Origin of the sequence: Polyangium sorediatum (genome assembly GCF_029946465.1) — a bacterium.
Taxonomy (GTDB): Bacteria; Myxococcota_A; Polyangia; order Polyangiales; family Polyangiaceae; genus Polyangium; species Polyangium fumosum.
Genome location: NZ_JARZHI010000006.1, coordinates 271,644 through 295,493, shown reverse-complemented (window position 1 = coordinate 295,493; position 23,850 = coordinate 271,644). Strand labels below are relative to the sequence as shown.

The following is a 23,850-nucleotide window of genomic DNA, read 5'->3' as shown; positions in this document are numbered from 1 at the left end:
CGCAACGGGGATCCTGGATTCGGGTGAAATTTCGAGCCGTTCTGGTCGTACTGGACGCGATCCGCGGGCCGGCTTGCGCCGGCGCGGCGGGCCCGGGGGCGCGAAAGGCCGTCGCGGAGGGGCCGTCCACGACGCGGACGACCCGGAGGCCGGGTTTTCCCCGAGGGACCTCGGAACCTGTCCCTTGGCCAGGCGGCCAACACCGATCCACGTTGACCACACCCGCTCGGCGTGAGACATCGCCCCTGCCCGAGCGCCCGGACGATCCGTGCGCGGGCACGGCGAGACGAACCTCGTTACGACACCCAAAGCGCGCGGCACGCGGATTCCAAGGCGGGGCCCCGTCCGGCGCGACACACGCAGCAAACGCGCCATGCGAATTTCGTCGCGGTACCTAGGCTCCTCGTACGGATCGGGAACGAGAACGGCAGTGTCGCTCGCGGCGCTCGCCTTCGGCCTCTCTGCGGCAGGGTCCGCCCTCGCCCAGCCCGCGGCGCCGCCTCCGCCCAAGCCCGCGGAGACCACGACGACAGCACCGACGACAGCGCCCGCAGACGAGCCGCTCGTCCCGCCGAACGGCACGACGCAGCCTGCGACGCCGCCCGCGACCACGCCTGCGACGCCGCCCGCGACCACGCCTGCGCAGAAGCCCGCCGCGCCCGTCGCTGCCACGCCGGATCCGGATCGCGACGCGCGCGCTCTCACGCGCCAGGGCGCCGATCGTCCTGCGCCCACGGGCGACGTGGGCGTGCGGCCGAGCGACGTCTTCGCGGAGGACTGGTGGTCCCAGGCGCGACCAAGCCTGGAGATCCACGGCCTCTTCCGCGTACGCGCCGAGCTCTTCCATACGTTCGATCTCGGCCGTCGAGAGCTGCCCGATCGCGCGCTCTGGCCGCAGCCGCCGGACAACGCCTACTACCCCATGTCGGGCGAGGTGCAGACCGTCACCCTCTGCGGCGACGATCCCACGGGGACCACGCCTTGCGAGAACCACACGCAGGCCGGCGCGAACATGCGCTTCCGCCTCACGCCGGAGCTGCACATCAGCGACAACCTCCGGGTCCTCTCGCAGATCGACATCCTCGACAACTTCGTCCTCGGCTCGACGCCCGAGGGCTACTGGAACAACCCCGCAGCCGGCGGCGGCTACACCGTCGGCCAGCGCGGCGGCTACGCGCCGATCGGCGCGCTCGCGACCACCTCGTGGGCGCCCGTTGCGGGTCAAACGAGCACGGTCGACAGCATCATCGTCAAGCGCGCCTGGGGCGAGTACGTCACGCCCGTCGGCCTCCTCCGCTTCGGTCGCATGCCGAACCAGTGGGGCCTCGGCATCCTCAACAACGAGGGCAACGGCTACGACTCCGACTACCAGAGCACGGTCGACCGGATCATGTTCGTGACCGGCATCAAGAAGTACGACCTCTACTTCGCCGGCGCGTGGGACTTCATCAGCGAGGGAGCAACGAGCGCCGCGCTCCGCGAGCAACAAGGCCAGCCCTACGATCTCGGCCAGTTCGACGACGTGAGCCAGTACGTGTTCATGGCCGCGCGCAGGCGGGATCCCGAGCTCGCGCGGCTCGATCTCGCCAAGGGGCTGCCGGTCATCAACGGCGGCCTCTACTTCGCCTACCGCAACCAGGCCCTCGCGAACGACACCACGGATCCGGCGACGAGCGCCACGTTCGGCCAGGCCTCGAACAACATCCGCGCCGGCTACTCCCGCCGCGGCGCGCAGTTCTTCACGCCCGACCTCTGGTTCCAGTTCCTCTACAAGAAGTTCCGCTTCGAGGCCGAGGCCTCGATGACCTACGGCACCATCGACAACCTCCAGACCGCGGGCGGCACCACCGTCGAGAGCAACCCGCTCGACGCCGAGGACACCGGCTGGACCGTGCGGAGCTTCATCGTCGCGGCGCAGTCCGAGTTCCGCGCCCTCGACGACAAACTCCGCCTCGACCTCGGCTTCGGCTGGGCCTCGGGGGATCCCGACGTCGAGGGCCTCGCGCCGCCGCGCGGCGGCCTGGAGCGACAGCTCACGGCCGATCGGACGTTCTCGACGGGTCGCTTCCACCAGGACTACCGCGTCGATCTCATCCTCTGGCGCAACATCATGAGCCGCGTGCAGGGCGCGTACTACTTCCGTCCCTCGGTGCAGTACGACTTCGCGCGCGACCCGAACGGACAGCGCCTCGGCGGCAGCGCGGCGCTCATCTGGAGCCGCGCGAGCGAGTTCATTCAGACGCCCGGCAACAAGCGTGATCTCGGCGTCGAGCTCGACGTCTCGCTGTATTTCCAGGCGAAGGACGGCGCGCTGAACGACCGTCCCGATCAGATGGGCGGCTTCTACACGATGCTCCAGTACGGCGTGCTCTTCCCCCTCGGCGGCTTCAACTACTTGCCCGGCGAGGCCAGCCGCTACGAGAGCGCTCCGGAGAACCGCAACGCGCCGGCGCTCGACACCGAGACGGCGATGACGCTCCGCTGGTACCTCGGGATCATGTTCTGAGGCGCGAAACATGGTAGATGGGCGGGCGCCATGTCCGCCTCGAGCCATCAGATCCGCCGCACCTTCCTCGATTTCTTCGCCTCTCGCGGCCACGAGGTCGTCCCGAGCGCGCCGATCGTCCCGCAAAACGACCCCACGTTGATGTTCGTCAACGCCGGGATGGTCCCGTTCAAGGACGTCTTCACGGGCAAGGACCGCCGCGCGTACACGCGCGCCGCGAGCAGCCAGAAGTGCATCCGCATCAGCGGCAAGCACAACGACCTCGAGAACGTCGGCGTCACCGCGCGCCACCACACGTTCTTCGAGATGCTCGGCAACTTCAGCTTCGGCGACTACTTCAAGGAAGAGGCCATCACGAGCGCCTGGGAGCTGCTCACGAAGGTCTACGGCGTCCCGAAGGAGCGGCTCGTCGTCACCGTGTTCAAGGGCGAGAACGCCTTCCCGGCAGACGAGGAGGCGGCCGCGATCTGGCGCAAGGTCACGGGCTTCGGCGACGATCGCATCCTCCGGCTCGGCATGGCGGACAACTTCTGGAGCATGGGCGACACCGGCCCGTGTGGCCCCTGCTCGGAGATCCACTTCTTCACGGGCGACGAGGTCGACCTCGCGCGGTTCGGCGAGGAGCCCCGGCTCGACGGCTCCGGCTGGACCGAGATCTGGAACCTCGTCTTCATGCAGTACGACCGCGCGGAGAAAGACGCGCCCGTCACGCCGCTCCCGGCGCCGAGCATCGACACGGGCATGGGCCTCGAGCGCATCTCGTTCGTGCTCCAAGGGGTCACGTCGAACTACGACACCGACCTCTTGCGCCCGCTCGTCGAGCGCGCGGCCGAGATCGCGGGCAAGAAATACGGCGCGAGCCTCGCGCCCGACGACGTCTCGATGCGCGTCATCGCCGACCACGCCCGCACCACCGCCTTCCTCGTGGCCGAGGGCGTGATGCCCGAGAAGCAACGGCGCGAGTACGTGCTCCGCCGCGTCATGCGCCGCGCGATCCGGCACGGCTACCGGCTCGGCATCGAAAAACCCTTCCTCCACGAGGTCGCGCTGCTCGTCGTGGATCGCATGGGCGACGTCTACCCCGAGCTCCGCGATCGGCGCGAGCTCATCGCCCGCGTCACCGAGGACGAGGAGATCCGCTTCCGCGCCACGCTGAAGCGCGGCATGAAGATCCTCGACGAGCGCTTCGAGGAGATGCGCGAGAAGGGCGACAAGGCCCTCTCGGCGCCGGCGGCCGCGGACCTCTACACGACATACGGCTTCCCGCTCGATCTGACGCAGGTCATCTGCGGCGAGCAGGGTTTTGCCGTTGATCTCGAGGGCGCCGAGAAGATCGTCAAGGGCGCGGACGAGGCCGACGGGCCGATCGATCCGACGGCCGCCGTCGACCCGGCATACCGGCAGGCCCGCGAAAAGCTCGGCTCGCCCGTGACCTTCACCGGCTACGAGCGCGAGGCGGGCGAGAGCGAGGTCGTCGCGATCATCGCGGTCGAAACGAAGGACGGATCGGACAAACTCACCCGCGCGCTCGTGGACCGGGCGAGCGCGGGCGCGCGCGTCGAGGTCGTCGTGAAGGAGACGCCCTTCTACGCCGAGAGCGGCGGCCAGGTCGGCGACCTCGGCGTCATCACGGCCGGCGATCTGCGCATCCGCGTCACGGACACGCAGCGCCCGCTCACCGGGCTCGTCGTGCACGAGGGCGTGGTCGAGGCGGACGAGGTCAGCGTGGGCCAGAAGGTCACGCTCACCGTCGATCACGTCGCGCGCTCGGCCACGCGGCGCAACCACTCCGCGACGCACCTGCTCCACTGGGCCCTGCGCACGGTGCTCGGCGAGCACGCGCAGCAGAAGGGCTCGCGCGTCGGCCCGGACATGCTCCGCTTCGACTTCGCGCACAATAGGCCTCTCACGCGCGACGAGATCGAGCGCATCGAGGACCTCGTGAACGGCAAGGTCCTGGAGAACGCGCCGGTGCTCACGGAGGTCCTGCCCGTCGACGAGGCGCGCAAGCGCGGCGCCGTCGCGATCTTCGAGGAGAAGTACGGCGACGTCGTCCGCATGTTGACGATGACCCAGGACTCGATCGAGCTCTGCGGCGGCACGCACGCGCGCGCGCTCGGCGACATCGGCCTGTTCAAGATCACGGGCGAGGGCGGCGTCGCGGCCGGCGTGCGTCGCGTCTTCGCGGCGACGGGCAAGAACGCGCTCGGCTACGTGCGCGGCCTGGAAGACGACATCCAGAAGGCGCGCCAGGTCGCGAAGGCGCAGGGCGGCGACCTCGCGGACAAGATCGGCAAGATCGTCGCGCACGAGCGCGAGCTCGAGAAGAAGGTCGCCGAGCTCGAGCGCCGGCTCATCGAGGGCGGCGGCCCCGGCGGCGGCGGGGGCGGCGGGATCGACGCGATGCTCGCGGAGGCCCGCGAGATCTCGGGCATCAAGGTCCTCGCCCGGCGTATGCCCGACGGCACGCAGGCGGCGGCGCTGCGCGAGATCGCGGAAAAGCTTCGGGACAAACTCGGCGAGTCGAGCCTCGTGCTCGTCGGCGCGGTGGAAGCGGGCAAGGCGCAGCTCGCGGTGATGGTCTCGAAGGCCGCGACGAGCCGGGTGAAGGCCGGCGACGTCATCAAGAACGTGGCCGCCCTCGTGGGTGGGCGCGGCGGCGGCCGCCCCGACATGGCGCAGGCCGGCGGTCCCGAGGTCGGCAAGCTCGACGAGGCCATCGCGGCCACGTATGGCGAGGTCGAGCGTCTCGTGACGGGCTGACGGCCGGCCCTTCGATGCGCGGAAGGGGGACGGCGAGACGTCCCCCTCGGGACGCTACTGGCGGGCGCCCTCGGCGCTTGCCGTCGGGGGTGCGGCGGGCGCTGAGAACTTCTTCCTCGGCGAGCCAAACTGGAACCCCAGGTTGAACGAGTAGAGGACGACCCCGAGGGAGTTCGTGTCCGCGCTGCCGTCGTCGTCGCTCCCGATGATGAGCAGCGGCGCGACGGCCGAGAGCTCGGGCAACATGCGGAACGTATCCGTCACCTGCCCGGCGAAGCCGATCGACAGCCCCAAGCCTCCTGTGTAGAGCGCGCCGCTGACGGTGTTCGACATGTCGAAGGTGACGGTGTTTTCGATGCGCGGGCCGAGCGTCAGCTCGTGCGGGCCACCGAACTTGAAGCCCACGAGCAGGGGCACGGGCACGTAGAGGTTCACGACGGGGCTGATGCTGAAGAGCACGCCTGCCCCTGGCGCGATGGATATCGCCAGGTTCGGGTTTTCCGGCTGTGTGAGCAGGAACTTCGATTGGATCTCGCCCAGGAGATTGCCTGCGCGCACGCCGAGATCGATACGGTCCGTCACACCGTACCGAAACGCCGCGTGCAGGATCGGTCCCACGGTCGGAAGACCGACGACACCAATGACGCCCGGGTCGACGGAGACCTCGAAATTGCCTTGCCCGAGCGTCTGTGCGGTCTGCACCCGCCCCGTCGACAGGCAGCCGGTCACGCAAAGCGCGAGCAAACACACGGAGCCCGCCTGGCCCCATTTGATTCGGCGCATGCTCATCCGTCCTGGATAGAGAGTTGAGCTACAAGCTACCAAACTGCATCTGGCGTCACAAGTCTCCCGCACCACACGCCTGTTTCTCCAGCCCCTCACCCGAAGCGCATCGAGGTGAATCTGCGGAAGGAGCCGTGCCTGGGCTGTCGTCGATTCGCGCCCATGCGCCAATCCTCTTTCCGACGTATTCATGGAGGCTGTCGCGGGGGGGCGTCGTCGAATTCGTCCTTCTTCGGATCCGTGCTCCTGCAAATGGCAACGAAAGCACTCCTCGCGACGGCTTGACGCGGTGCGGTCATCCGCCGCTCCCCCTCGGCGTCTCCCTAAACGTCCTTAGGGCTCCCCCGTACACCGGTCTTGCCCGGCGAAGGAAGACGCGTTACCGTCGCCCAATTTCCACGGGTCGAGGGGATGAACCAGGACACGGATTCGCTCGCTGCACAGGTCGCGGAACTCCAGCGTCGCAACGCCGAGCTCCAGCGGGAGCTGCACCTGAAGACGCAGATATACGCCGCGCTCGTGGAGGACCAGCGCGAGCTCATCTGCAAGTTCAACCTGGACAGCACGCTCTCGTTCGTGAACGACGCGTATTGCCGCTTCTTCGGCAAGACACGCGAAGAGCTCGTCGGTCACTACTTCACGCCCCTCGTCCCGGAGGAGGATCGGGTCCTCATCGCCGACGTACTCGCCCGGCTCGGGCCGAAGGAGCCGGTCATCGAACTCGAGCACCGGGTGCTCACGCCCGGGGGCGAGGTGCGCTGGCTCAACTGGATCGATCGCGCGATCTTCGACGAAGCGGGCAACATTGCAGCGCTCCAGGCCGTCGGAATCGACGTCACCGATCGGCGGCGCGCCGAAGAGCACGCGGAGCGGAACGAGGTGCTGCGCGCGGAACTCATTCACGCGCAGGAGCAGGCGCTCAGGGAGCTCGCGGCGCCGCTCATCCCCATCGCCGACGACGTGCTCGCCATGCCGCTCGTCGGGCGCATCGACGAGAAACGCGCGCAGCTCGTGCTGGAGACGCTGCTCGAAGGGGTCGTGCGAATGGCGGCCGAGACGGTGCTGCTCGACGTGACGGGCATCACGGCGGTCGACACCCAGGTCGCCGAGGCGCTCGTGCGCACGGCGCATGCGGTCAAGCTCCTCGGCGCCAAGGCCGTCTTGACCGGCATTCAGCCCCACGTCGCGCAGACGCTGATCACGATGGGCATCGAGGTGCACGGCGTGATCTCGGTGCGCAGCCTGAAGGACGGGATCGCGTGGGCCATGCAGGAGCGCGGCAAGAGCCGCAAGGTGGCCCCACGGTCTCGATCGCGGTGAACATTGCGAGGGAGCCATGGGCACGATCGTCTGGGTGAAACGGCAGGGGCTCGACGCGACGCTCGGGTTCACGTTCCGCGCGCAGGTGGAGCGGCTGCCGGCGCGCAAGGCGCGGACGCTCTCGATCGAAGGGCCCGTGCGCAACGTGGATCTGCCCCGCAAGCAGGCGTTCGGCGTCTCGGCGCGTTCGCCCTTTGATCATCGTGGCCACCTCATCGCCGAGCGGTTCGGCGGGCCAAACAGCTCGGTCAACCTCGTGGCCATGCACGGGCTCGTGAACATGAACGGCGGGCCCTGGTACGCGATGGAGGTCGAGATCGCGCGGATGCTCGACGCGAGCGGCGCACATCGCCCGGGGCTGCCGCGGACGGGGTGGATGAAGGTCACCGTGCGCTACCACAGCGCCGAGCCGCTTCGGCCGATCGCATTTCACGTCGAGGCGAAGGATCCGAACGGGACCACGAAGTTCTGGCAGATCTTCAATGCGAACCCGCACCTGCCGAACCCGAACGATCCGCGGCGCCCCGACGCAAATGCGCTCGCCGTCGAGCTGAACGCGGACATCGCGCGCGGCTGACCACGCGCGCCGCCACGTCTACGTCCCGTCCGTCACGCCGAGCCTGTCGAGGAGCCACGCGTACTTGAACGCCATCTCCTGCATCCGCTCGTAACGCCCAGATTTGCCCCCGTGGCCGGCCGGGTCGAGGTGAATGCGCAGGAGGAGCGGGTTCGTGTCCGTCTTCATCGCGCGCAGCTTGGCCACCCATTTCGCGGGCTCCCAGTACATCACCTGGCTGTCGTTGTACGACGTGTTCACGAGGATCGACGGATACGCCTTCTTCGCGACATTTTCATAAGGGCTGTAGCGGAGGATGTACTCGAATTCGTCCTTCTTCTTCGGGTTCCCCCACTCCTCGAATTCTTCCACCGTGAGCGGGAGAGATTCGTCGAGCATCGTGTTGATCACGTCGACGAAAGGCACGTCGGCGATCGCCGCGCGATAGAGGTCCGGGCGCATGTTCAGGACCGCGCCCATGAGCAGCCCGCCCGCGCTCCCGCCCTGGATCGCGATACGATCCTTCGCGGCCCAGCCCATTTGCACGAGCCCCTCGGTCACGTCCACGAAATCGGTGAACGTGTTCATCTTCGTCTTCATGCGCCCGGCCTCGTGCCAGGTCTCGCCGAGCTCGCCGCCGCCGCGGATATGCGCGATCGCGCAGACCACGCCGCGATCCACGAGCGAAAACGTCGGGGCCGAGAACATCGGGAAGAGCGGGGCACCATACGAGCCGTACCCGTACAAGAACAGCGGGTTTTTCCCGTCCGGGTTCGTCCCCTTCTTGAAAAGCAGCGAGACCGGGATCTTCGTGCCGTCCTTGGCCGTCGCGTGCACCCGCTTCGATTCGTACCGGCTGGAATCGTAGTTCGGGACCTCCGTGCGCTTCTTCAACACGAGCGCGCGTTTCTTGGGCTCGTAGTCGTAGACCGTGGAGGGCGTCGTCGGCGATTCGAAGCGGAATCGATAAAACGACGCGTCGAATTCACGGTTCTCCCCTTGCCGCAGCGTGAAAATCGGCTCGGGCAGCGCGATCCGGTGGGATCCGTCGAGCGCGAGCTTCTTCGGGTCGAGCACCCGGATCTGGCGCAAGCCGTCCTCGCGCTCGAAGGCGACCGCGAACGTCGAGAAGAGCTGGATCGACTCGATCATCACGTCCTTGCGGTGCGGGATCGTCTCCTTCCACGAGGCGCGCCCCGGGGACGAGACCTTCGCCACCACGAGCCGGAAGTTCGTCGATTTCGCTTCGCCCGGCTTCGCAGGGCTGTTCGTGCGGATCACGAGCTCGTCGCCGTGATGGTCCACGTCGTACTCGTGGTCCTGCGCCCGCGGCTCCACGAGCGTGAGCGGCGCTTGGGGTTTGTCCGCAGGCAGGAAACGGACCTCGCTCGTCGTCATGCTGTTCGACTCGACGAAGATGAGCTTCTTGCTGCTGGAGCGCTTTGCAAACAGGCGGAACCGCTCGTCCTTCTCCTCGTAGAGCAACACGTCCTTGGCCGCGTCATCGCCGAGGTTGTGCCGGAACACCTTGTACGAGCGCTTCGTGACCGGATCCTCGACCGTAGAAAGGAGCGTCTTGCCATCCTTGGCGAACACGACCGACGTGACGCGCTCGATCCGATCCGCGAGATCCTTGCCCGTCCGGAGGTCGCGCACGTGCAGCACGAATTGCCGGAAGCCGGTGGTATCGAGGCCGTACGCGAGGAGATGGCCGTCCTCGGAGACGGCCAGCGGGCCGAGACCCACGAATTTCTCGGTCTTCGCGATCTCGTTCAAATCGATCAAGATCTCCTCGGGCGCCTTGTCCCCGCCCTTCACGGGCTTGCGACAGTAAAAGGGGTATTGTTTCCCTTTTTCGGTGCGCGTGTAATACACATATGCGCCCTCCCGGAAAGGGACCTCTTCGTCGGACTCCTTCAGCCGGCTGAGCATCTCGCCGTAGATGCGCTCCTTCGCCGGCGCGAGCCCGGCCGTCATGGCCTCCGTGTACGCGTTCTCCGCGCGCAGGTACGCGAGCACCTCGGGCGTGTCCTTCTTGCGCAGCCACGCATAGTCGTCGACGAGCTCCACGCCGTGGATCTTGGTGACGTGCGGCTCCTTCTTGGCGATCGGCGCGACAGGGCCCTTCGGCGCCGGCGTTTCCGCGGCGGCGCTCGTCGCGGCCGGAGGCGGGGCGGACGGCGGGCTCGTGGTCGGCGCGGGCGCCGGAGGCAAGCCCTCACCCGAGCAGCCGAGGACGGCGAGGAGCGCAAAAACGAACGGCGTTCGGCGGATCATCGTGGCAACCATAGCCCAGGTTCGCCAGCCCGTTGCAGCCCTCGGGGCCCCTTCGGTATCGTACGGGCCTGCCGCGGCGGACGACGCGGCCAGACGAGGAGCACCATGTCGTATCGAGCGGGTGATGTCATCGACGGTCGGTACAGGCTCCTCGACCTCATCGGCAGCGGCGGCCACGGCTACGTGTTCCGCGCCGAGGACATGGACCTCAGCGCGCCCGTCGCCGTGAAGTGCCTCTTGCCGAACATCACGAGCGAGCCGATCTTCACGACGCGCATCGCCCGCGAGGCCCGCGCCATGGGCCTGCTCAGCGGCACGGCCGCGACGCAGATCCTCGCCTTCAACCGCTCGGACAACGGCACGCTCTACATCGTGATGGAGCTGCTCGAAGGCAAGGATCTCGAAGCCTACGTGCGCGGCGTCGAGGCGAAAGGCGCGCCCATGCCGATCGACAGCGCGCTCGAGATCATGCGGCCCGTCGCCGAGACGCTCTCCGCCGCGCACGCGCGCGGCATCGTGCACCGCGACGTCAAACCCGCGAACATCTTCGTCTTGCGGACGCGCGCGCGGGGACGCGTGCGGCTGCTCGATTTTGGCCTCGCCAAGGAGGTCGGAGGCTTCACGGTCACGCGCGACGGCACCATCGCCGGTTCCCCGACGTACATGGCGCCCGAGATCTGGGCCGGCAAACCCAAGGACCTCGACCATCGCGCCGACGTCTACTCGTTCGGCGCCGTCGTCTTCCGCATGATCGGCGGCAGGCTCCCGTTCCCGGCGCGCAAGATGGTGGAGCTGCTCCGCGCGGTCTCGACCGACCCGCGCCCGAGCCTGCGCGCGCTCCGCCCCGATCTGCCGGAGGCCGTGGATCCGTGGGTCGCGCGGGTGCTCGCGAGCCAGCCTGCGCATCGCTACCCGTCGATGCAGGAGGCGTGGATCGAGCTCTGCAAGGCGCTCGGGCGCCCCGCGGAGATGGAAGACGACGACCTCGGCGCGCCTTGAATCGCCGTTTGTCTGCCTTTACGCTCCCGGCATGTCGGGCCCCGGCGCGAACGCAGTCCCGATCTTCCTTCTCGCCCCAGCGCAGCTCTTCCACGAGCGGTACCGCATCGTACGCACGATCCGCACAGGCGGGATGGGCGCGGTCTACGAGGCCATGGATGAGCGCACGGCCGGCCGCCGCGCCCTGAAGATCATCCACGCGACCCTGCTCGACGAACACACGGACTTCAAAGCGCGCTTCGAACGCGAGGCGCGCATCCTCGGGGAGCTCGAGAGCGACCACATCGTGCGGGTCATCGACGCCGGCGTGGACGCGCCCACGGGGCTGCCGTTCCTCGTGATGGAGCTCCTGCGCGGGCGTGATCTCGGCATGATCGTCGCCGAGCGCGGCGCCCTGCCCCCGGGCGAGGTGCGCACCTACCTCGCGCAGGCCGCGTTCGCGCTCGACAAGACCCACGCCGCGGGCATCGTCCACCGCGACATCAAGCCCGACAACCTCTTCCTCACGCACCGCGACGACGGCTCGCCGTGCCTCAAGCTGCTCGACTTCGGCATCGCCAAGGCCGACGGCCACCTCGGCATCGGGATGCAGACGAAGACCATCCTCGGCAGCCCCTACTTCATGGCGCCCGAGCAGATCTTCATGGACCAGCCCATCGGCCCCGCCGTCGACGTCTACGCATTCGGGCACACCGCGTTCATGCTGCTCGCCGGGGGTCCGTACTGGGCCGAGGAGTTCGAGAAAGCGCCGTCGATCATCACGCTCGCGCGTTGCCTCGACAGCCCGCTGCCCGAGGCCACCTCGGCGCGGGCGCGGCGGCGCCACGGCGTGGAGCTGCCCGCGGCGCTCGACGCTTGGTTCGTGCAGTGCGTCGCGCGAAACCCCGAGGATCGGTTCCCGAGCGCCTCCGCCGCGATCGTCGCCCTCTCCGACGCCCTCTTCCCCGGGGACGCCACGGCCGCGCGCCAGACCACGCCCCCTCCCCGCGAGCCCTACATTTCGGTGTCGTACGACTCGACGCCGATCCCCGCGGCCCGCAGCTCCCGCCCTTCGACGCCACCGGCGAGCGACCCCGCGAAGCACCCGACGCCGTCGCGGACGGGCCGGCACTCGACGCCGCCGAGCTCGCCGGACCGGGTGAAATCGTCGGTCTCGCGTCCGCGGAGCGGCCACGTGGTCCGCGTGGAGCGCGAGCGCAGGCTCGTGCGGCTCGAAGTGTGGGGCTTCTGGACGGTCGATCAGGCGCGGGCCTATTACGAGGAGTTTGCGCGCGTGACGCAGCCGCTCTGGGGCAAACGCTGGCGCGTCCTCGCGAACACCGCGGAGTTCGCGGCCCAGAAGCCCGACGTGAGCGCGTACGTGGAGCGGACGATGGAGGTCGCCCAGAAAAACGGCTGCGTACGGGCCGCGAACATCGTGTCGAGCACGCTCACGAAGATGCAGCTCGCCCGCATGTCGGCCGAGCAAGGCCTGGCCTCGTTCGCGTTTTTTCAGGACGAGGCCGAGGCCCTACGGTGGCTCCTCGACGGCACGTGAGGCGACGCCGACGGGCGTTCTCGCCGTTCCTACGCACACGAAACGAGGCCACGGTCGAGAGTGGACGTTCGCCCGCCGTCCCTTACGTATTCGCGTAAGGAGGGCTCGTGGTTGAAGCGCTTCGAGGAGAGGGCCGTTTTCCCTGTCGGCGAGGCGCGGCACGGGTCCTCCGGGAGGGGGATCCTATGAAGAAGCTACAAGGGTTGGCCGCGGTGCTGTTCCTCTCGGCTGGGGCCATGCTCCTCGGCGCCGGCTGCATGGCGACGATGGAAGACCCCACGGAAGACGGAATCCAGGCCGGGGGTGGGGAGGACACCGCCTCGGCAGGGCAGGAACAACGGCGGGGTCGCCGCGCGGTCGCCTGGGGCGGCGGGGGGAGTGGCCCCTGCGCCTGGCTCGAAGATGGCGCTTATTGCGGCTGCAACATGTACCCCTGTGGAAATCCCAAGAAGCTCTACCGGTGCCATCGAGGCAAGCTCGTCAGCACCCAGTTGTGCGCCCATGCATGCGTGGCGATGCCCGCGGGCGAACCCGATTTCTGCGTCTGATCGCACCCCGCCCGAAAACACCCCCTCTCCGCCCGTCGGAGAGGGGGTTTACCCCAGCAGAAACTTCCGGATCCGACCCGCGACCCCCTCCGTGCCCACCTGCCGCATGCGGCCCTCGCGATCGAGCTGCCGCGCGGCGATGAGCAGGCCGAGCTCGACCACGAGCTGCGGGCGTGACTCGATGATCGGCGCGAGCGCCTGCTTGCTGATCTCATAGAGCGTCGACTCGCACGTCGTGCGCACGGTCGCGATGCGCTCGCTGCCCGTGAGCAGCGCGACCTCGCCGAAGACCGCGCCGCGCTCCAGCGTGGCGACGGCGACGTCCTGGCCGCTCTGCTGGCGCACGAGGACCTCGACCGTGCCCGCGGCCAGCACGAAGAGCGACGAACCCCGGTCCCCCTCGCGCACCACGCGATCGTGCGGGCCGTAGACGACGGGACGTGTCTTCTGCGCGAGCCGCTCCACCTCGCGATCCGTCAGCGGCTTGAAGACCGGCACGCGCCGGAGGAGCGCCGCGATGTCGGCGTGCGTGGGCTCGGGGCCGAGGGAGAGCGGCTCGGCCGCGTCGAGCCCGCCGCCGTAGCCGTCGCGCCGCTGCAGGGCGTCGACGAGGGCGCTGTCGCCGCGCATGTACGCCTCGAAGAGGCTCGCGGTGCGCGGGATGCACGCGTCGCCCGTGTGATCCATGAGCCCACGCTCGCGGGCGAACCGCGCGACCTCATTCATCGACTGGCGGTACTGCCGGCACGCTGACGGGAAAACGCCGTCCTGATCACCGAAGGCGCCCGTCACCGACTCGGGCAACGCGTAGCTGCCGAAGACGCCGCGCTGGTGCCACATGGCGAAGTCGCGCGTGCGTTTGTCCAGCCACCCGAGCTCGGGGAACGCGGCGAGGCCGTTCTTGAGCACCGCGCGCTCGGCGTCGCGGAAGACGCGGTGCCAGGTCTCCTGCGCGTTCTCGACGTTCGGGCCGGCGAGGGCGATGGCGTGCTTGAGGTCCTCGTGGTGCGCGTGCAGGAACGCGAGCGTCGCCTTCTGCTTGCGCAGCAGGTTCGCGAAGCTCACGGGCCCCGCGGCGAGCAGGTCCGACGTGCGCGGGACGATCTCGCGCGTGGCCCAGACCCGCCTCCACGCCGCGACGTCGATCCGCTCGCGGATCTTCGCGAAGACAGGGCTCTTTTCGAACACCTGGCGCTCGGCCGGCGAGAGCAGATCCGGGTGCTCGGCCCGCACCGCCTCGAAGATGCCGAGGCACGTGAGCAGCTCCAGGTAGAGGCCCACCCGCAAGAGCCACGCGGGATCGGGGAGGTTTCGCCGCTGCTCGCCGAGGTCCTGCCGGATGGCGTGCAGGTAGAGCATCGCCTTGTCGGTCCCGATCGTGAGGACCGGGAACCACGGGTGGTAGCCGACGTGCAGATCCGGAATGTCCAGCGCGTCGGCTTGCAGCTTGGTGTCGGCCGGGATGAGCCGTTCGAGCAGCCGCGCGTAGAGCGAGCCGAAGCGGCCCGTGTCGTAGATCTCGGCCTCGATCGTGTCTTCGGAGACGTACTTGCTGCCGTCCGTGTGCAGGGCCAGCGTGACGCGGATCTTCTGGTGGAAGAGGTTCGCGAAGGTGAAGGGATCGGCGCCGTCGGGCGTACGCGCGCGCAGGGACGCGTCGACCTCGGACCAGTCGTAGCCGCGCCCCTCGGGGCTGCCTTCGCGGCGCGGCAGGAGGCCCTCGGGGCGCAACATCGCCGCGTAGACGGTCTTGTAGAACTCGGCCCACGACGCGTCCGCGATCGCGGGGAACGGGTACGCGGCCGCGGAGACGACCTTCGGTTCGAGGACGACGCCCTGGAGCCCCGGGACGGGGCAAGGCGCGCCGTGGCCCTCGACGTGGGGCAGAAACGCGACCGACATGCGGACCTCGAACGTTCGATGGAACGGCGCGACGTACGCGTAGAGGTCCTTCACCTGGTAGAGCAGGCAGAGGTCGTCGGTGGGCGCGCCGTCGGCCGCGGTCGACACGAGGCCGGCGTGCTCGCTCGCGCCGAGCCCGGGGCCGAGCGCCTCGTCCAGGGGCCTTCGGCCGGCCTCGAACGGGACGATATCGATCGCCGGCTCGAGCTCGGCGGACTCCTCCATCGGGTCCTTGCGCGACTCGAGCTCGCGCATGTACGCCCGCACGAACGCGAGTTTGTCCTCCCAGGACATCCCCGCGACGGGGCTCAGGAGAAGGCGTTTGAAGAGCTTCTTGAAGTCTCGGGGGTTGTGCATGCTTCGTCGCGATCACGCGCCTGCCGGGCGCGCGTATCGAGCTCCTCCTCGAGGTCCGCGTAGAGCGAAGGATCCACCGGAAGGAGGAACTCGCGGAAGGGATTTTGCGGCAGCCTCCGCGTCCGCGCTCCCATGTCCCGGCAAAGGTCGTCGATGTAGTGGAAGTTCCAGGGCACGACGCACGCGCCGGCCGTGAACGCGTCCGGCCGCTCGCGCTTGCGGTAGGCGATCCACTCGTCGATGCGCGCGATCACCTCCTCCCGCGGCGGCAGCTTCATCCGGCCCAGGAAGAGCTCGCAGAGCCACCGCGCCCCGACCTCCGAGGTGAGCTGGCTGTAGAGGCTGTTCACGAAGCCGCAAAAGCCGAGTCCCGGGACGTCGGGATGATAGAGGCCACGATAAAGCCGGAACGTTCCGTCCTCGTCCTGCACGACGCGCCGGAGCGAAGGGTCGAGGAAAGGGAACTCCTGGCGGAAGCCCGTCCCAAAGATCACGACGTCGGCCGGGATGCGCTTTCCCTGCGAGGTCTCCACGGCGCCTTCGTGAAACCGAGCGATCTCGCCCCGCGCGAGCTTCAACGTCCCGCGCTGCGCGGCCTCGTAAAAACCCGGGGGCGTCATGTTCAGCGAGCAACCGACGCCGCTCAGCGGCATCTCGGGCCGGAGGCCGCTCTTGCTGAGCCCGAGGTCCATGTCGAGGGCGGCCATGACCCCGCCCCAGTACTGGGCGACGAACCCGCTGGCCCTCTCGTGGAGCGCGCGCTCAAAACCCTCGGCGCCCGGGTACGGAAAAAACATCTCGGTGAAGCGGTTCAGGAGCAGGTACTTCGTGGGCACGACCCCGAAGAGGAACCGCGGCGCCTTCCAGCCGACGCTCCGGTGGACGAGCGTCACCTCGCGGGCGGGCTCCACCGAGAGGGCGGCCACGTCGCACGCCGACTTCGAGAACCCCACGACGACCACACGTTTGCCCCGGAGGAAACTCGTGTCGTGAAACGCCGTCGTGTGCAGCACGACGCCCCCGTTCGCCTCGAACGCCTCGCGCCCGGGGGCCTCGGGGATGTGCGGCAGGCTGAAGAGGCCGCTCGAAAGGATCACCTGATCGAAAGCGTGGGTCTTCCGCTCGGATTCGGGCGCGCCGACAGGCCGCGTGTCCACGGCGAACCCGCCTCCGTCGCGCTGGCGAACCTGATCGACCTGGGTGCGCAGGCGGACGCGCGGGGTCACGCCGAAATGGTCGGCGTAACTCGAAAGATAGGCTTGAACCTGGGCGCCCGCGGGCCACTCGGGGAAGTGGCTGGGCATGGGAAAATCGGAGAATGCGTAGGTGTCGCGGGCGTTTTGCGTCTGGAGGCCGGGGTAGCGGCGCGAGCGCGCCCAGACGCCGCCGACCTCGTCCTCTTTTTCGAACACCGTGACGTCGAAGCCGCCCCGCAGGAACGTCTTCGCAGCCACGAGCCCGCTCAATCCGCCCCCGATGATCCCCACCGATGCCATACGCCCCTCCATGCTCGAAGAAAGAACCCGGATGGTAGGGCAAAGGGAGGCCGGGGGCTAGAGCGCCGACCCGCTCACCAGGTGACCGGGAACTCGTGCATGCCGTAGACGGAGGAGCTGTCCTTGAACGACAACGCCTCCATGGGCACGGCGGCCCGCAGCTCGGGGATGCGCTTGAAGAGCGTGTCGATGACGATCTGCAGCTCCAGCCGCGCGAGGTTCTGGCCGAGGCACTGGTGCTGGCCGTATCCGAACGCGAGGTGATTCCGGGAGTTCCGCGCGAGGTCGAGCTCGTCGGCGTTCTCGAAGACCTCCGGATCACGATTGCCCGTGTTGGCGAGGGCGAAGACGCCTTCTCCAGCCTTGATGGTCACGCCGCCGATCTCCACGTCCTCCTTCGCGACGCGACCGAGCGCGGACTCCGCAATGGTGAAGTACCGCAAGAGCTCCTCGACAGCGCTGAGGGTCTTCGAAGGGTCCTCCCGGAGAGCGGCGAGCTTCTCCGGGTGCTGCAGCAGCACCAGCGTGCTCAGCGAGATCATGTTCGCGGTGGTCTCGTGCCCAGCGAGCAGGAGCAGGAACGCCATGCTCACCATGCCCTCGAAGTCGACGGCGCCATTCTCGAGCTGCTTCTGGATCTGGCGGCTGAGCAGATCGTCGGTAGGGTTCTGCACCTTGGCGCCCACGAGCTGACCGAGATACGTCATGAGCGCGACGACCGATCCCATGATCACCTCGGCCGGCGCCTTCTGATTGACGACGTTCGCCGAATGCGTCTGGAAGAACTCGTGATCGGCGTAGGGCACGCCGAGCAGCTCGCAAATGACGAGCGAAGGCACCGGCAAGGAGAGCGCCTGCACGAGGTCGACCGGGCGCGGCCCGGCGAGCATGGCGTCGATGTGCTGGTCCACGATCTGCTGGATGCGCGGCGCGAGCGCGTTCATCCGCTGGAGCGTGAACTCACCGAGCACGGCCCTTCGCGCGGGCCCGTGCTCGGGCGGGTCCAGTTCGAGCAGCATGGGCTTGAGGTTGCTCGACGGCGGGCGCTCGTACGCGAGCGAGGGGAAATTGGGGTCGCGCCGGTTCGAGCTGAACCGCGGGTCGGACAGGATCGTCCGGATGTCCTTGTGGCTCGTGGCGACCCACACGACCCTTCCATTGGGGAGTTTGACCTTGGAGAGGGGCGCCTCCTCGCGGAGCTTGCGATGCTCCACGGGCGGCGCGAACGGGCAGGTTCGGGTGACGGGAAGCGTGGGAACGGCATCGGCGGACATGGTTCACCTCGATTGGGGCGACCAGGCTAGCCGGCCGGCAAGCACAGCACAAGCCGATCGGCTAGGAGGGGGAGCGTGGAAAGCGTGCCGATCGGAAAGCGTGCCGGACGACGAGGAGCCGGAGTAGTGTCCGGGGCCCGCGAGGAGAGCGCATGACTGCCGGCACCGCCGCCACCGACACCCGATCTCGACTGCTCGACACCGCGCTGAGGCTGTTCAGTGAGCACGGGGTGGAGGGCACGTCGTTGCAGATGATCGCCGACGAGCTCGGCGTCACGAAGGCCGCCGTCTACTACCACTTCAAGACGAAGGACGAGATCACGGAGGCCGTCGCCGCGCCCGCGGTCCAGGAGCTCGGCCAGATCGCCGAGGAGGCGCGGAAGAAACGGAGCCGGGGCGCGCAGATCGATCAGGCGTTGACGGGATTCGTCGAGCTCATCGTTCGCCAGCGCTTGCTGCTCGGCCTGTACAACCGCGACCCGGGGATGCAGCGGGTCGTCAACAGGACGCTCCAGGCGCCGCACGGCGAGGACGTCAAAACCGGAATGAAGACGGTGCTCGCCGGCGAGGACCCGAGCCTGGCCGACGCGATCACGGTGCACGTGGTGTTCACGGGGCTCGCAATGGCCGGCGGCGCGCCCGAATACGCGGGCATCGACGACGACACGCTGCGCGAGCACCTGCTCGACGCGGGCCGGCGCCTGCTCGGCCGCCCCCGCCCCAAACGCCCGAGCCACGGAGGCTAGGGGGCGCAAGGCGAAGCGGGCGTCGGGCCCTTCGGGGGGTGGTCTTCCGCCGGTTCGTCGAGCGAGGAGTGTCGCCCGGGGAGGCGCGTCGAGCGCTCGGCTTTGCGAGGATCGACGCGTGGGCAGGCACGCGGGACGCTCCGGCTCGCGCGGATCGTGGCTCGGTGGGGCTCGGAGGCCGCAACGGGGAGCGGTGGAAGGCACCTCCGAGGCGCCGAGGCGCGGATCACGGAGCGGAGGATGGGCCTCCGGGGGTGGATTTCACCGCTCGGCCTTGCGTTTCTCGACCCAGGAGGAGCGATCTGGGACGCAATCGAGAGCGGGGCGGGGGGGTTCCGGGGGGATGGGGGTTGGGTGGAGTCGGGGTACCGGCTATCCCGACTCTCTGCGATGAGCCCTGTTGGCGGTGTCGAAAGCCGCCCGCAATCGACCACAAATGAACAAGCCGACGCGTATCTCGCCCGGATCCCACGCGATCGTGACGTCTGAAGCCGCGAAATCGGTCTCGCCGGATACAATATGAATGGCATCGAGGACGCGTGCCTCGCCGACGGCCCCCGTGGCGTACAGATAGAAGTAGCCCGTCTCCCCGTCGTACTCGAACACGCCCGCAAGATCGCCTGCTGCTCGAGCGCAGCTCTCGCATAGGGTGACCCGCGACGGGGCTCCGTCACTCAATCTTTTTCCTGTTCCATGGCGCACCCACGCGGTCTCTCCATGCGCACCACCCCAGTGGTAAATCGGCAAGCGAGGCAAGGGTCGGGTCTGCGTCGACGATCGACCGAAGGCTCACCACCGCTGCTTCTGCCTCGGGTGCCGCGCCATTCGACGCGTGGAATTGCCATGCTCCGTCGTCCTCGTCGTGGCTGACATACGCTATCCACGCCTCTCCGGACAATATCCTCTTGCTCGTGAAGACCGCGACGTTGGGAGGATCTGCAAAAGGCCATTTCATGGTTCAGTCTTGCTCCCTTTTTGTAGATTGTTTACTCTCGACCTGACGTCCGCATTGGCGGCGCTGTTGGGTCCGTCCTTCGACCTGGGATGCCTGTGGTCGACATGAGCTTCATTTTCGGGCGGCGACACGCCTTTTTGGTGCTTCTGCGGTCGAACCAAAGGTTCGCCCGTCCGATCATCTTTGAGCGTGCCAGTATTTCTTGCTTCGTTTTCGGCCAAAAACATTTGTTTTTGTCTTTTCGTGTAATCCTTCCCTGGACCAACACTCGGATGATCCTTCAGATGTGAGTAGGGCCCTGCTCCCGAGTTCTCACCTACCGGCTTCGGTGTTGCCGCAGTCCCACCGCTACCGCTCCCCGCCGCTGACGCCTGCCCCGCCGCCGCGCCATTCGGCTTCGCGCCGTTTGGCTTCCCGAGGATCCGCGTCTTGGTCTTGACCGTCGTCGTCTTCGCGCCGCCGCCCGCCGAAGGTGCCTTCCCTCCGCTTGACAACGACTGCCCGTTGTGAGTCTCGGCGGGCTTCTTCTTGGACTTCGGAACGAAGTTCGGATGCCGGGCATGGCAAAGGCCCTGGAGGCACTCCCGGGCTCGGTCCTCCGCAAGCGCGGAGGTATCCGCCGGGCTGAGCCCCCAATCCTCATACTCCCGCGCGGCGTCCTCGGACAACCTCACCGGCACGGGCGGCTCGACCTCGCGCGGGCTCTCCGCGATGGCGGGCTCCGTGTGGCCCCGGTGGACGAGGACCCTCGTGCAGGTCCGCGCGCCCGTGCTGCTGCGCCTTCGCGTCTGGCCCGGCTCTTCGTACGCCGTGCACCTCAGCGCCTCGACGTGCCTCTCCACCGCCGACGCATCGCGCGGAATCGATTGCGGCAGCGGCTTCGGCTGCTCGGCCTTCTTGGCCTCGGCCTCCTTGCTCTCCTCCTTCTTCCTGGCCTCGACCTTCGCCGCGGCCACGCGGGGCTTCGGCGGCGCCGGGCATTCGAGCCGATGGTACGGAATCGGCAGGATCCTCGCGCTCTCGCGAGGCGCCCCCGCATCGAAGACATACACGGCCAGGCCGGCGCCCCTCGCGAGGTCCACCTCCCGGGCCTCGAAGACGGGCGTGCCGTTGGTGTCGAGCGCCCAGATTCGCTTGTCGTTCGGCACGTTCGGCGGGCGCACGCAGACGTGGATGACGTTCGGCGCCTCGAAGATGCGGGCCATGCTGCGGTCCCGCGACGAGGCGCACCCGGACAAGACGAGCAACAGCGCAATGAGCAGGGCGAGATAACCCCAAATTCCCCTCTGCATGGACCTTCCTCCCGCCCGGGAAGGGCTCCGCCCTCACCGCTCATCAGCGGGGCAGCCCTCCGGGCCATGGCGGACGGTAAGGCGGTGTGGGGACGCCATGGAAGCGAGGACGCAGGAATGGCGTAGACGTGTCGCGCAGACGGATGGTCGCGCCCGCATCCATGACACGAACGCTCGAATCAACTTCGGTGATCGCCCTGCCGCGCCTCGACGCGAACCAGGCCGTTGTCCTCGCGCAGCAGATCGAAAGCCGCGGCGCTGGATGAAAACGGCAATGCGCGCGCCTTGCCGGACATGGTCCATTCCGTGCCCGCGGAGGAGCGCACGGCCGTACGCCCGCGGCTCGACACGCTCACGGATTCACTGCGGCATTCCGTGGCCGCCGTGCTGGGCTCCGCGCAGCGGAAAAAGCCGGCGATGAAGGAGCTCGCGGACGCGCTCCTGCGCCCGCTCACGGCGTGGCAAGCGACCCCGGGGAAGAAGGCGGCCAAGGAGAGCGGCGCGGCGGGGGGCGTCGAGCCGTGACCACCCCCCCACCGCCCCCTTCGACCCTCAGACCTTCCGGTAAATCTCGCTCCCGCCCTCGACGAACTCGGCGCTCTTCTCCTTCATGCCGCGCACAAGCGCCTTCTCGGGCAAAACTTCGCCCTTCTCGGCGGCGTATTTGCGCACGTCCTCGGTGATCTTCATCGAGCAGAAATGGGGGCCGCACATCGAGCAGAAATGGGCGACCTTGGCATGTTCGCTCGGGAGCGTCTCGTCGTGGAACGCGCGGGCCCGCTCCGGATCGAGGCCCAGGTTGAACTGGTCTTCCCAGCGGAACTCGAAGCGCGCCTTGCTCATCGCGTCGTCGCGCGCCTGCGCGCCGGGGTGGCCCTTCGCGAGATCGGCCGCGTGCGCCGCGATCTTGTAGGTGATCACGCCCTCCTTCACGTCGTCGCGGTTCGGCAAGCCGAGGTGCTCCTTCGGCGTGACGTAACAGAGCATCGCCGTGCCGAACCAGCCGATCATGGCGGCGCCGATGCCGCTCGTGAAATGGTCGTAGCCGGGCGCGATGTCGGTCGTGAGCGGCCCGAGCGTATAAAACGGCGCCTCGTGGCAGATGCGGAGCTGCTCGGTCATGTTGTGCTCGATCATGTGCATCGGCACGTGGCCCGGGCCCTCGATCATGACCTGCACGTCGTGCTTCCACGCGATCTGCGTGAGCTCGCCGAGCGTCGCGAGTTCGCCCATCTGCGCGTCGTCGTTCGCGTCCGCGATGCTGCCGGGCCGGAGGCCGTCGCCGAGCGAGAAGCTCACGTCGTAGGCCTTCATGATCTCGCAGATCTCCTCGAAATGCGTGTAGAGGAAGTTCTCCTCGTGGTGCGCGAGGCACCATTTCGCGAGGATCGAGCCGCCGCGCGAGACGATGCCCGTCAATCGGTTCGCCGTGAGCGGGACGTAACGGAGCAGGACGCCCGCGTGAATCGTGAAGTAATCGACGCCCTGCTCGGCCTGCTCGATGAGCGTGTCGCGGTAGATCTCCCAGGTGAGGTCCTCGGCCTTGCCGCCGACCTTTTCGAGGGCCTGGTAAATCGGCACGGTGCCGATCGGGACGGGCGCATTGCGGAGGATCCACTCGCGCGTCTCGTGGATGTTCCGACCCGTGGAGAGATCCATCACGGTATCGGCGCCCCAGCGGATGGACCACACCATCTTTTCGACCTCCTCCTCGATCGAGGAGGTGACCGCGCTGTTGCCGATGTTCGCGTTGATCTTCACGAGGAAGTTCCGGCCGATGATCATCGGCTCGACCTCGGGGTGATTGACGTTCGCCGGGATGATCGCCCGGCCGCGCGCGACCTCGTCGCGGACGAACGCGGGCGTGATCTGCTCGGGGATCGCCGCGCCGAAGGAACGCCCCGGGTGCTGCTTGCGGATCCGCGCCGCCGCCCGCTGCTGCTCGCGGATCGCGACGAACTCCATCTCGGGCGTGATGATCCCCCGCCGCGCATAATGCATCTGCGTGACGTTTTTCCCGGCCGCGGCGCGCAGCGGCCGGCGCGGCGCGTGAAACCGCAATGCGTCGAGCGAACGATCGTCGAGGCGCTTCTGGCCGTACTCCGAGCTCACGCGCGGCAGCTCCGTCACGTCCTCGCGCGAGCGGATCCACGCGGCGCGCAGCGGCGAGAGGCCCTTGCGGACGTCGATCTCGGCCTCGGGATCGGTGTACGGGCCGCTCGTGTCGTAGACGGCGACGGGCGGGTTCGGCACGAGGCGCACGGCGTCGCCGTGACCTTCACGCGTGGGCGTCTGCGAGATTTCACGCAGCGGGACGCGCAGGTCCGGGTGGAGGACACCCGGCAGGTAGGTCTTCTTCGATCCGGGCAGCGGCCCGCGCGTGATGGTCTGGAGGCGGGCCTCGTCGACCCGCTGTTGTTTCACGGTGCTCATGACACTTCCCTCCGCCGGTACGAACCGGTTCAGGTTCCAAGGGTTCGGCCCGTCACGAATGCGGCGAAGCCGTCTCAGCCCGAGGCTCCCCTAGGTCGAGGTGTCG

Annotated in this window: 18 protein-coding genes and 1 riboswitch; of the genes, 9 read left to right on the top strand and 9 right to left on the bottom strand. The window is 68.2% G+C overall.

Going from position 1 to position 23,850, the window contains the following annotated elements:
* Positions 1 to 430 precede the first annotated feature (430 nt).
* Positions 431 to 2,506 (top strand): TIGR04551 family protein, encoded by a 2,076-nt coding sequence (locus tag QHF89_RS10540; RefSeq protein WP_284720337.1) that lies wholly within the window; start codon positions 431 to 433, stop codon positions 2,504 to 2,506.
* A gap of 30 nt (positions 2,507 to 2,536) precedes the next feature.
* Entirely contained in the window at positions 2,537 to 5,269 is a 2,733-nt protein-coding gene (gene alaS / locus QHF89_RS10535; protein ID WP_136965551.1) for an alanine--tRNA ligase, read from the top strand.
* A 54-nt stretch (positions 5,270 to 5,323) separates the two neighbouring features.
* On the opposite strand, the gene QHF89_RS10530 is transcribed toward alaS, so the two are convergent.
* Entirely contained in the window at positions 5,324 to 6,052 is a 729-nt protein-coding gene (locus QHF89_RS10530) for a hypothetical protein (RefSeq protein WP_136965552.1), read from the bottom strand.
* A gap of 411 nt (positions 6,053 to 6,463) precedes the next feature.
* On the opposite strand from QHF89_RS10530, the gene QHF89_RS10525 reads away from it, so the two are divergent.
* Positions 6,464 to 7,372 (top strand): PAS domain S-box protein, encoded by a 909-nt coding sequence (locus QHF89_RS10525; RefSeq protein ID WP_136965553.1) that lies wholly within the window; start codon positions 6,464 to 6,466, stop codon positions 7,370 to 7,372.
* A 16-nt stretch (positions 7,373 to 7,388) separates the two neighbouring features.
* Complete coding sequence (locus tag QHF89_RS10520) at positions 7,389 to 7,949, top strand: DNA/RNA non-specific endonuclease (RefSeq protein ID WP_136965554.1); 561 nt, start codon at positions 7,389 to 7,391, stop codon at positions 7,947 to 7,949.
* A gap of 18 nt (positions 7,950 to 7,967) precedes the next feature.
* Here the strand turns inward: QHF89_RS10520 and QHF89_RS10515 are convergent, their stop codons facing one another.
* Positions 7,968 to 10,205 (bottom strand): S9 family peptidase, encoded by a 2,238-nt coding sequence (locus QHF89_RS10515; RefSeq protein WP_136965555.1) that lies wholly within the window; start codon positions 10,203 to 10,205, stop codon positions 7,968 to 7,970.
* A 105-nt stretch (positions 10,206 to 10,310) separates the two neighbouring features.
* Between QHF89_RS10515 and QHF89_RS10510 the strand changes: the two genes are divergently transcribed.
* From QHF89_RS10510 to QHF89_RS10500, 3 genes are all read left to right on the top strand, one after another.
* The gene (locus QHF89_RS10510; RefSeq protein ID WP_136965556.1) at positions 10,311 to 11,204 is read left to right on the top strand and encodes a serine/threonine-protein kinase; all 894 of its coding nucleotides are present in this window, start codon (positions 10,311 to 10,313) and stop codon (positions 11,202 to 11,204) included.
* Between the two features lie 31 nt (positions 11,205 to 11,235).
* The gene (locus QHF89_RS10505) at positions 11,236 to 12,741 is read left to right on the top strand and encodes a serine/threonine-protein kinase (RefSeq protein WP_136965557.1); all 1,506 of its coding nucleotides are present in this window, start codon (positions 11,236 to 11,238) and stop codon (positions 12,739 to 12,741) included.
* 185 nt (positions 12,742 to 12,926) lie between these two features.
* Positions 12,927 to 13,289 (top strand): hypothetical protein, encoded by a 363-nt coding sequence (locus QHF89_RS10500; protein ID WP_136965558.1) that lies wholly within the window; start codon positions 12,927 to 12,929, stop codon positions 13,287 to 13,289.
* 48 nt (positions 13,290 to 13,337) lie between these two features.
* Here QHF89_RS10500 and QHF89_RS10495 read toward each other — a convergent pair whose 3' ends face one another.
* The 3 genes from QHF89_RS10495 to QHF89_RS10485 all read right to left on the bottom strand — a co-directional run bounded on the left by QHF89_RS10495 (position 13,338) and on the right by QHF89_RS10485 (position 18,318).
* Positions 13,338 to 15,548 (bottom strand): cyclic nucleotide-binding domain-containing protein, encoded by a 2,211-nt coding sequence (locus QHF89_RS10495; RefSeq protein ID WP_136965559.1) that lies wholly within the window; start codon positions 15,546 to 15,548, stop codon positions 13,338 to 13,340.
* On the bottom strand, positions 15,500 to 17,044 hold the full coding sequence (locus QHF89_RS10490) for a flavin-containing monooxygenase (protein WP_284720336.1): 1,545 nt from the start codon (positions 17,042 to 17,044) through the stop codon (positions 15,500 to 15,502). Before QHF89_RS10490 ends, QHF89_RS10495 begins: the two co-directional genes overlap by 49 nt.
* A 74-nt stretch (positions 17,045 to 17,118) precedes the next feature.
* Entirely contained in the window at positions 17,119 to 18,318 is a 1,200-nt protein-coding gene (locus tag QHF89_RS10485) for a cytochrome P450 (RefSeq protein WP_136965561.1), read from the bottom strand.
* A 152-nt stretch (positions 18,319 to 18,470) separates the two neighbouring features.
* Here QHF89_RS10485 and QHF89_RS10480 point away from each other — a divergent pair, with 152 nt between their 5' ends.
* Entirely contained in the window at positions 18,471 to 19,064 is a 594-nt protein-coding gene (locus QHF89_RS10480) for a TetR/AcrR family transcriptional regulator (protein ID WP_136965562.1), read from the top strand.
* A 372-nt stretch (positions 19,065 to 19,436) separates the two neighbouring features.
* Here the strand turns inward: QHF89_RS10480 and QHF89_RS10475 are convergent, their stop codons facing one another.
* The 3 genes from QHF89_RS10475 to QHF89_RS10465 all read right to left on the bottom strand — a co-directional run bounded on the left by QHF89_RS10475 (position 19,437) and on the right by QHF89_RS10465 (position 21,311).
* A complete protein-coding gene (locus QHF89_RS10475; protein ID WP_284720335.1) occupies positions 19,437 to 19,670 on the bottom strand; it encodes a DUF2251 domain-containing protein in 234 nt (77 codons plus the stop codon).
* Between the two features lie 64 nt (positions 19,671 to 19,734).
* Entirely contained in the window at positions 19,735 to 20,019 is a 285-nt protein-coding gene (locus tag QHF89_RS10470; RefSeq protein WP_136965564.1) for a hypothetical protein, read from the bottom strand.
* Complete coding sequence (locus QHF89_RS10465; protein ID WP_136965565.1) at positions 20,016 to 21,311, bottom strand: hypothetical protein; 1,296 nt, start codon at positions 21,309 to 21,311, stop codon at positions 20,016 to 20,018. The genes QHF89_RS10470 and QHF89_RS10465 overlap by 4 nt, the downstream gene beginning before the upstream one ends.
* A gap of 294 nt (positions 21,312 to 21,605) precedes the next feature.
* Between QHF89_RS10465 and QHF89_RS10460 the strand changes: the two genes are divergently transcribed.
* The gene (locus QHF89_RS10460) at positions 21,606 to 21,836 is read left to right on the top strand and encodes a hypothetical protein (protein WP_136965566.1); all 231 of its coding nucleotides are present in this window, start codon (positions 21,606 to 21,608) and stop codon (positions 21,834 to 21,836) included.
* A 27-nt stretch (positions 21,837 to 21,863) separates the two neighbouring features.
* Here QHF89_RS10460 and thiC read toward each other — a convergent pair whose 3' ends face one another.
* Positions 21,864 to 23,744 (bottom strand): phosphomethylpyrimidine synthase ThiC, encoded by a 1,881-nt coding sequence (gene thiC, locus QHF89_RS10455; RefSeq protein WP_136965567.1) that lies wholly within the window; start codon positions 23,742 to 23,744, stop codon positions 21,864 to 21,866.
* A riboswitch (TPP riboswitch) is annotated at positions 23,733 to 23,846 on the bottom strand. (Overlaps the previous gene by 12 nt.)
* Positions 23,847 to 23,850: the final 4 nt, after the last annotated feature.

What these genes read in the sequence shown, in the direction of transcription:
- QHF89_RS10520 (WP_136965554.1), top strand. Translation starts at nt 7,389, where the DNA reads ATGGGCACGATCGTCTGGGTGAAACGGCAGGGGCTCGACGCGACGCTC.
- QHF89_RS10515 (WP_136965555.1), bottom strand. Translation starts at nt 10,205, where the DNA reads ATGATCCGCCGAACGCCGTTCGTTTTTGCGCTCCTCGCCGTCCTCGGC.
- QHF89_RS10510 (WP_136965556.1), top strand. Translation starts at nt 10,311, where the DNA reads ATGTCGTATCGAGCGGGTGATGTCATCGACGGTCGGTACAGGCTCCTC.
- alaS (WP_136965551.1), top strand. Translation starts at nt 2,537, where the DNA reads ATGTCCGCCTCGAGCCATCAGATCCGCCGCACCTTCCTCGATTTCTTC.
- QHF89_RS10500 (WP_136965558.1), top strand. Translation starts at nt 12,927, where the DNA reads ATGAAGAAGCTACAAGGGTTGGCCGCGGTGCTGTTCCTCTCGGCTGGG.
- QHF89_RS10495 (WP_136965559.1), bottom strand. Translation starts at nt 15,548, where the DNA reads ATGCACAACCCCCGAGACTTCAAGAAGCTCTTCAAACGCCTTCTCCTG.
- QHF89_RS10525 (WP_136965553.1), top strand. Translation starts at nt 6,464, where the DNA reads ATGAACCAGGACACGGATTCGCTCGCTGCACAGGTCGCGGAACTCCAG.
- QHF89_RS10480 (WP_136965562.1), top strand. Translation starts at nt 18,471, where the DNA reads ATGACTGCCGGCACCGCCGCCACCGACACCCGATCTCGACTGCTCGAC.
- thiC (WP_136965567.1), bottom strand. Translation starts at nt 23,744, where the DNA reads ATGAGCACCGTGAAACAACAGCGGGTCGACGAGGCCCGCCTCCAGACC.
- QHF89_RS10505 (WP_136965557.1), top strand. Translation starts at nt 11,236, where the DNA reads ATGTCGGGCCCCGGCGCGAACGCAGTCCCGATCTTCCTTCTCGCCCCA.
- QHF89_RS10470 (WP_136965564.1), bottom strand. Translation starts at nt 20,019, where the DNA reads ATGAAATGGCCTTTTGCAGATCCTCCCAACGTCGCGGTCTTCACGAGC.
- QHF89_RS10485 (WP_136965561.1), bottom strand. Translation starts at nt 18,318, where the DNA reads ATGTCCGCCGATGCCGTTCCCACGCTTCCCGTCACCCGAACCTGCCCG.
- QHF89_RS10490 (WP_284720336.1), bottom strand. Translation starts at nt 17,044, where the DNA reads ATGGCATCGGTGGGGATCATCGGGGGCGGATTGAGCGGGCTCGTGGCT.
- QHF89_RS10460 (WP_136965566.1), top strand. Translation starts at nt 21,606, where the DNA reads ATGGTCCATTCCGTGCCCGCGGAGGAGCGCACGGCCGTACGCCCGCGG.
- QHF89_RS10530 (WP_136965552.1), bottom strand. Translation starts at nt 6,052, where the DNA reads ATGCGCCGAATCAAATGGGGCCAGGCGGGCTCCGTGTGTTTGCTCGCG.
- QHF89_RS10465 (WP_136965565.1), bottom strand. Translation starts at nt 21,311, where the DNA reads ATGCAGAGGGGAATTTGGGGTTATCTCGCCCTGCTCATTGCGCTGTTG.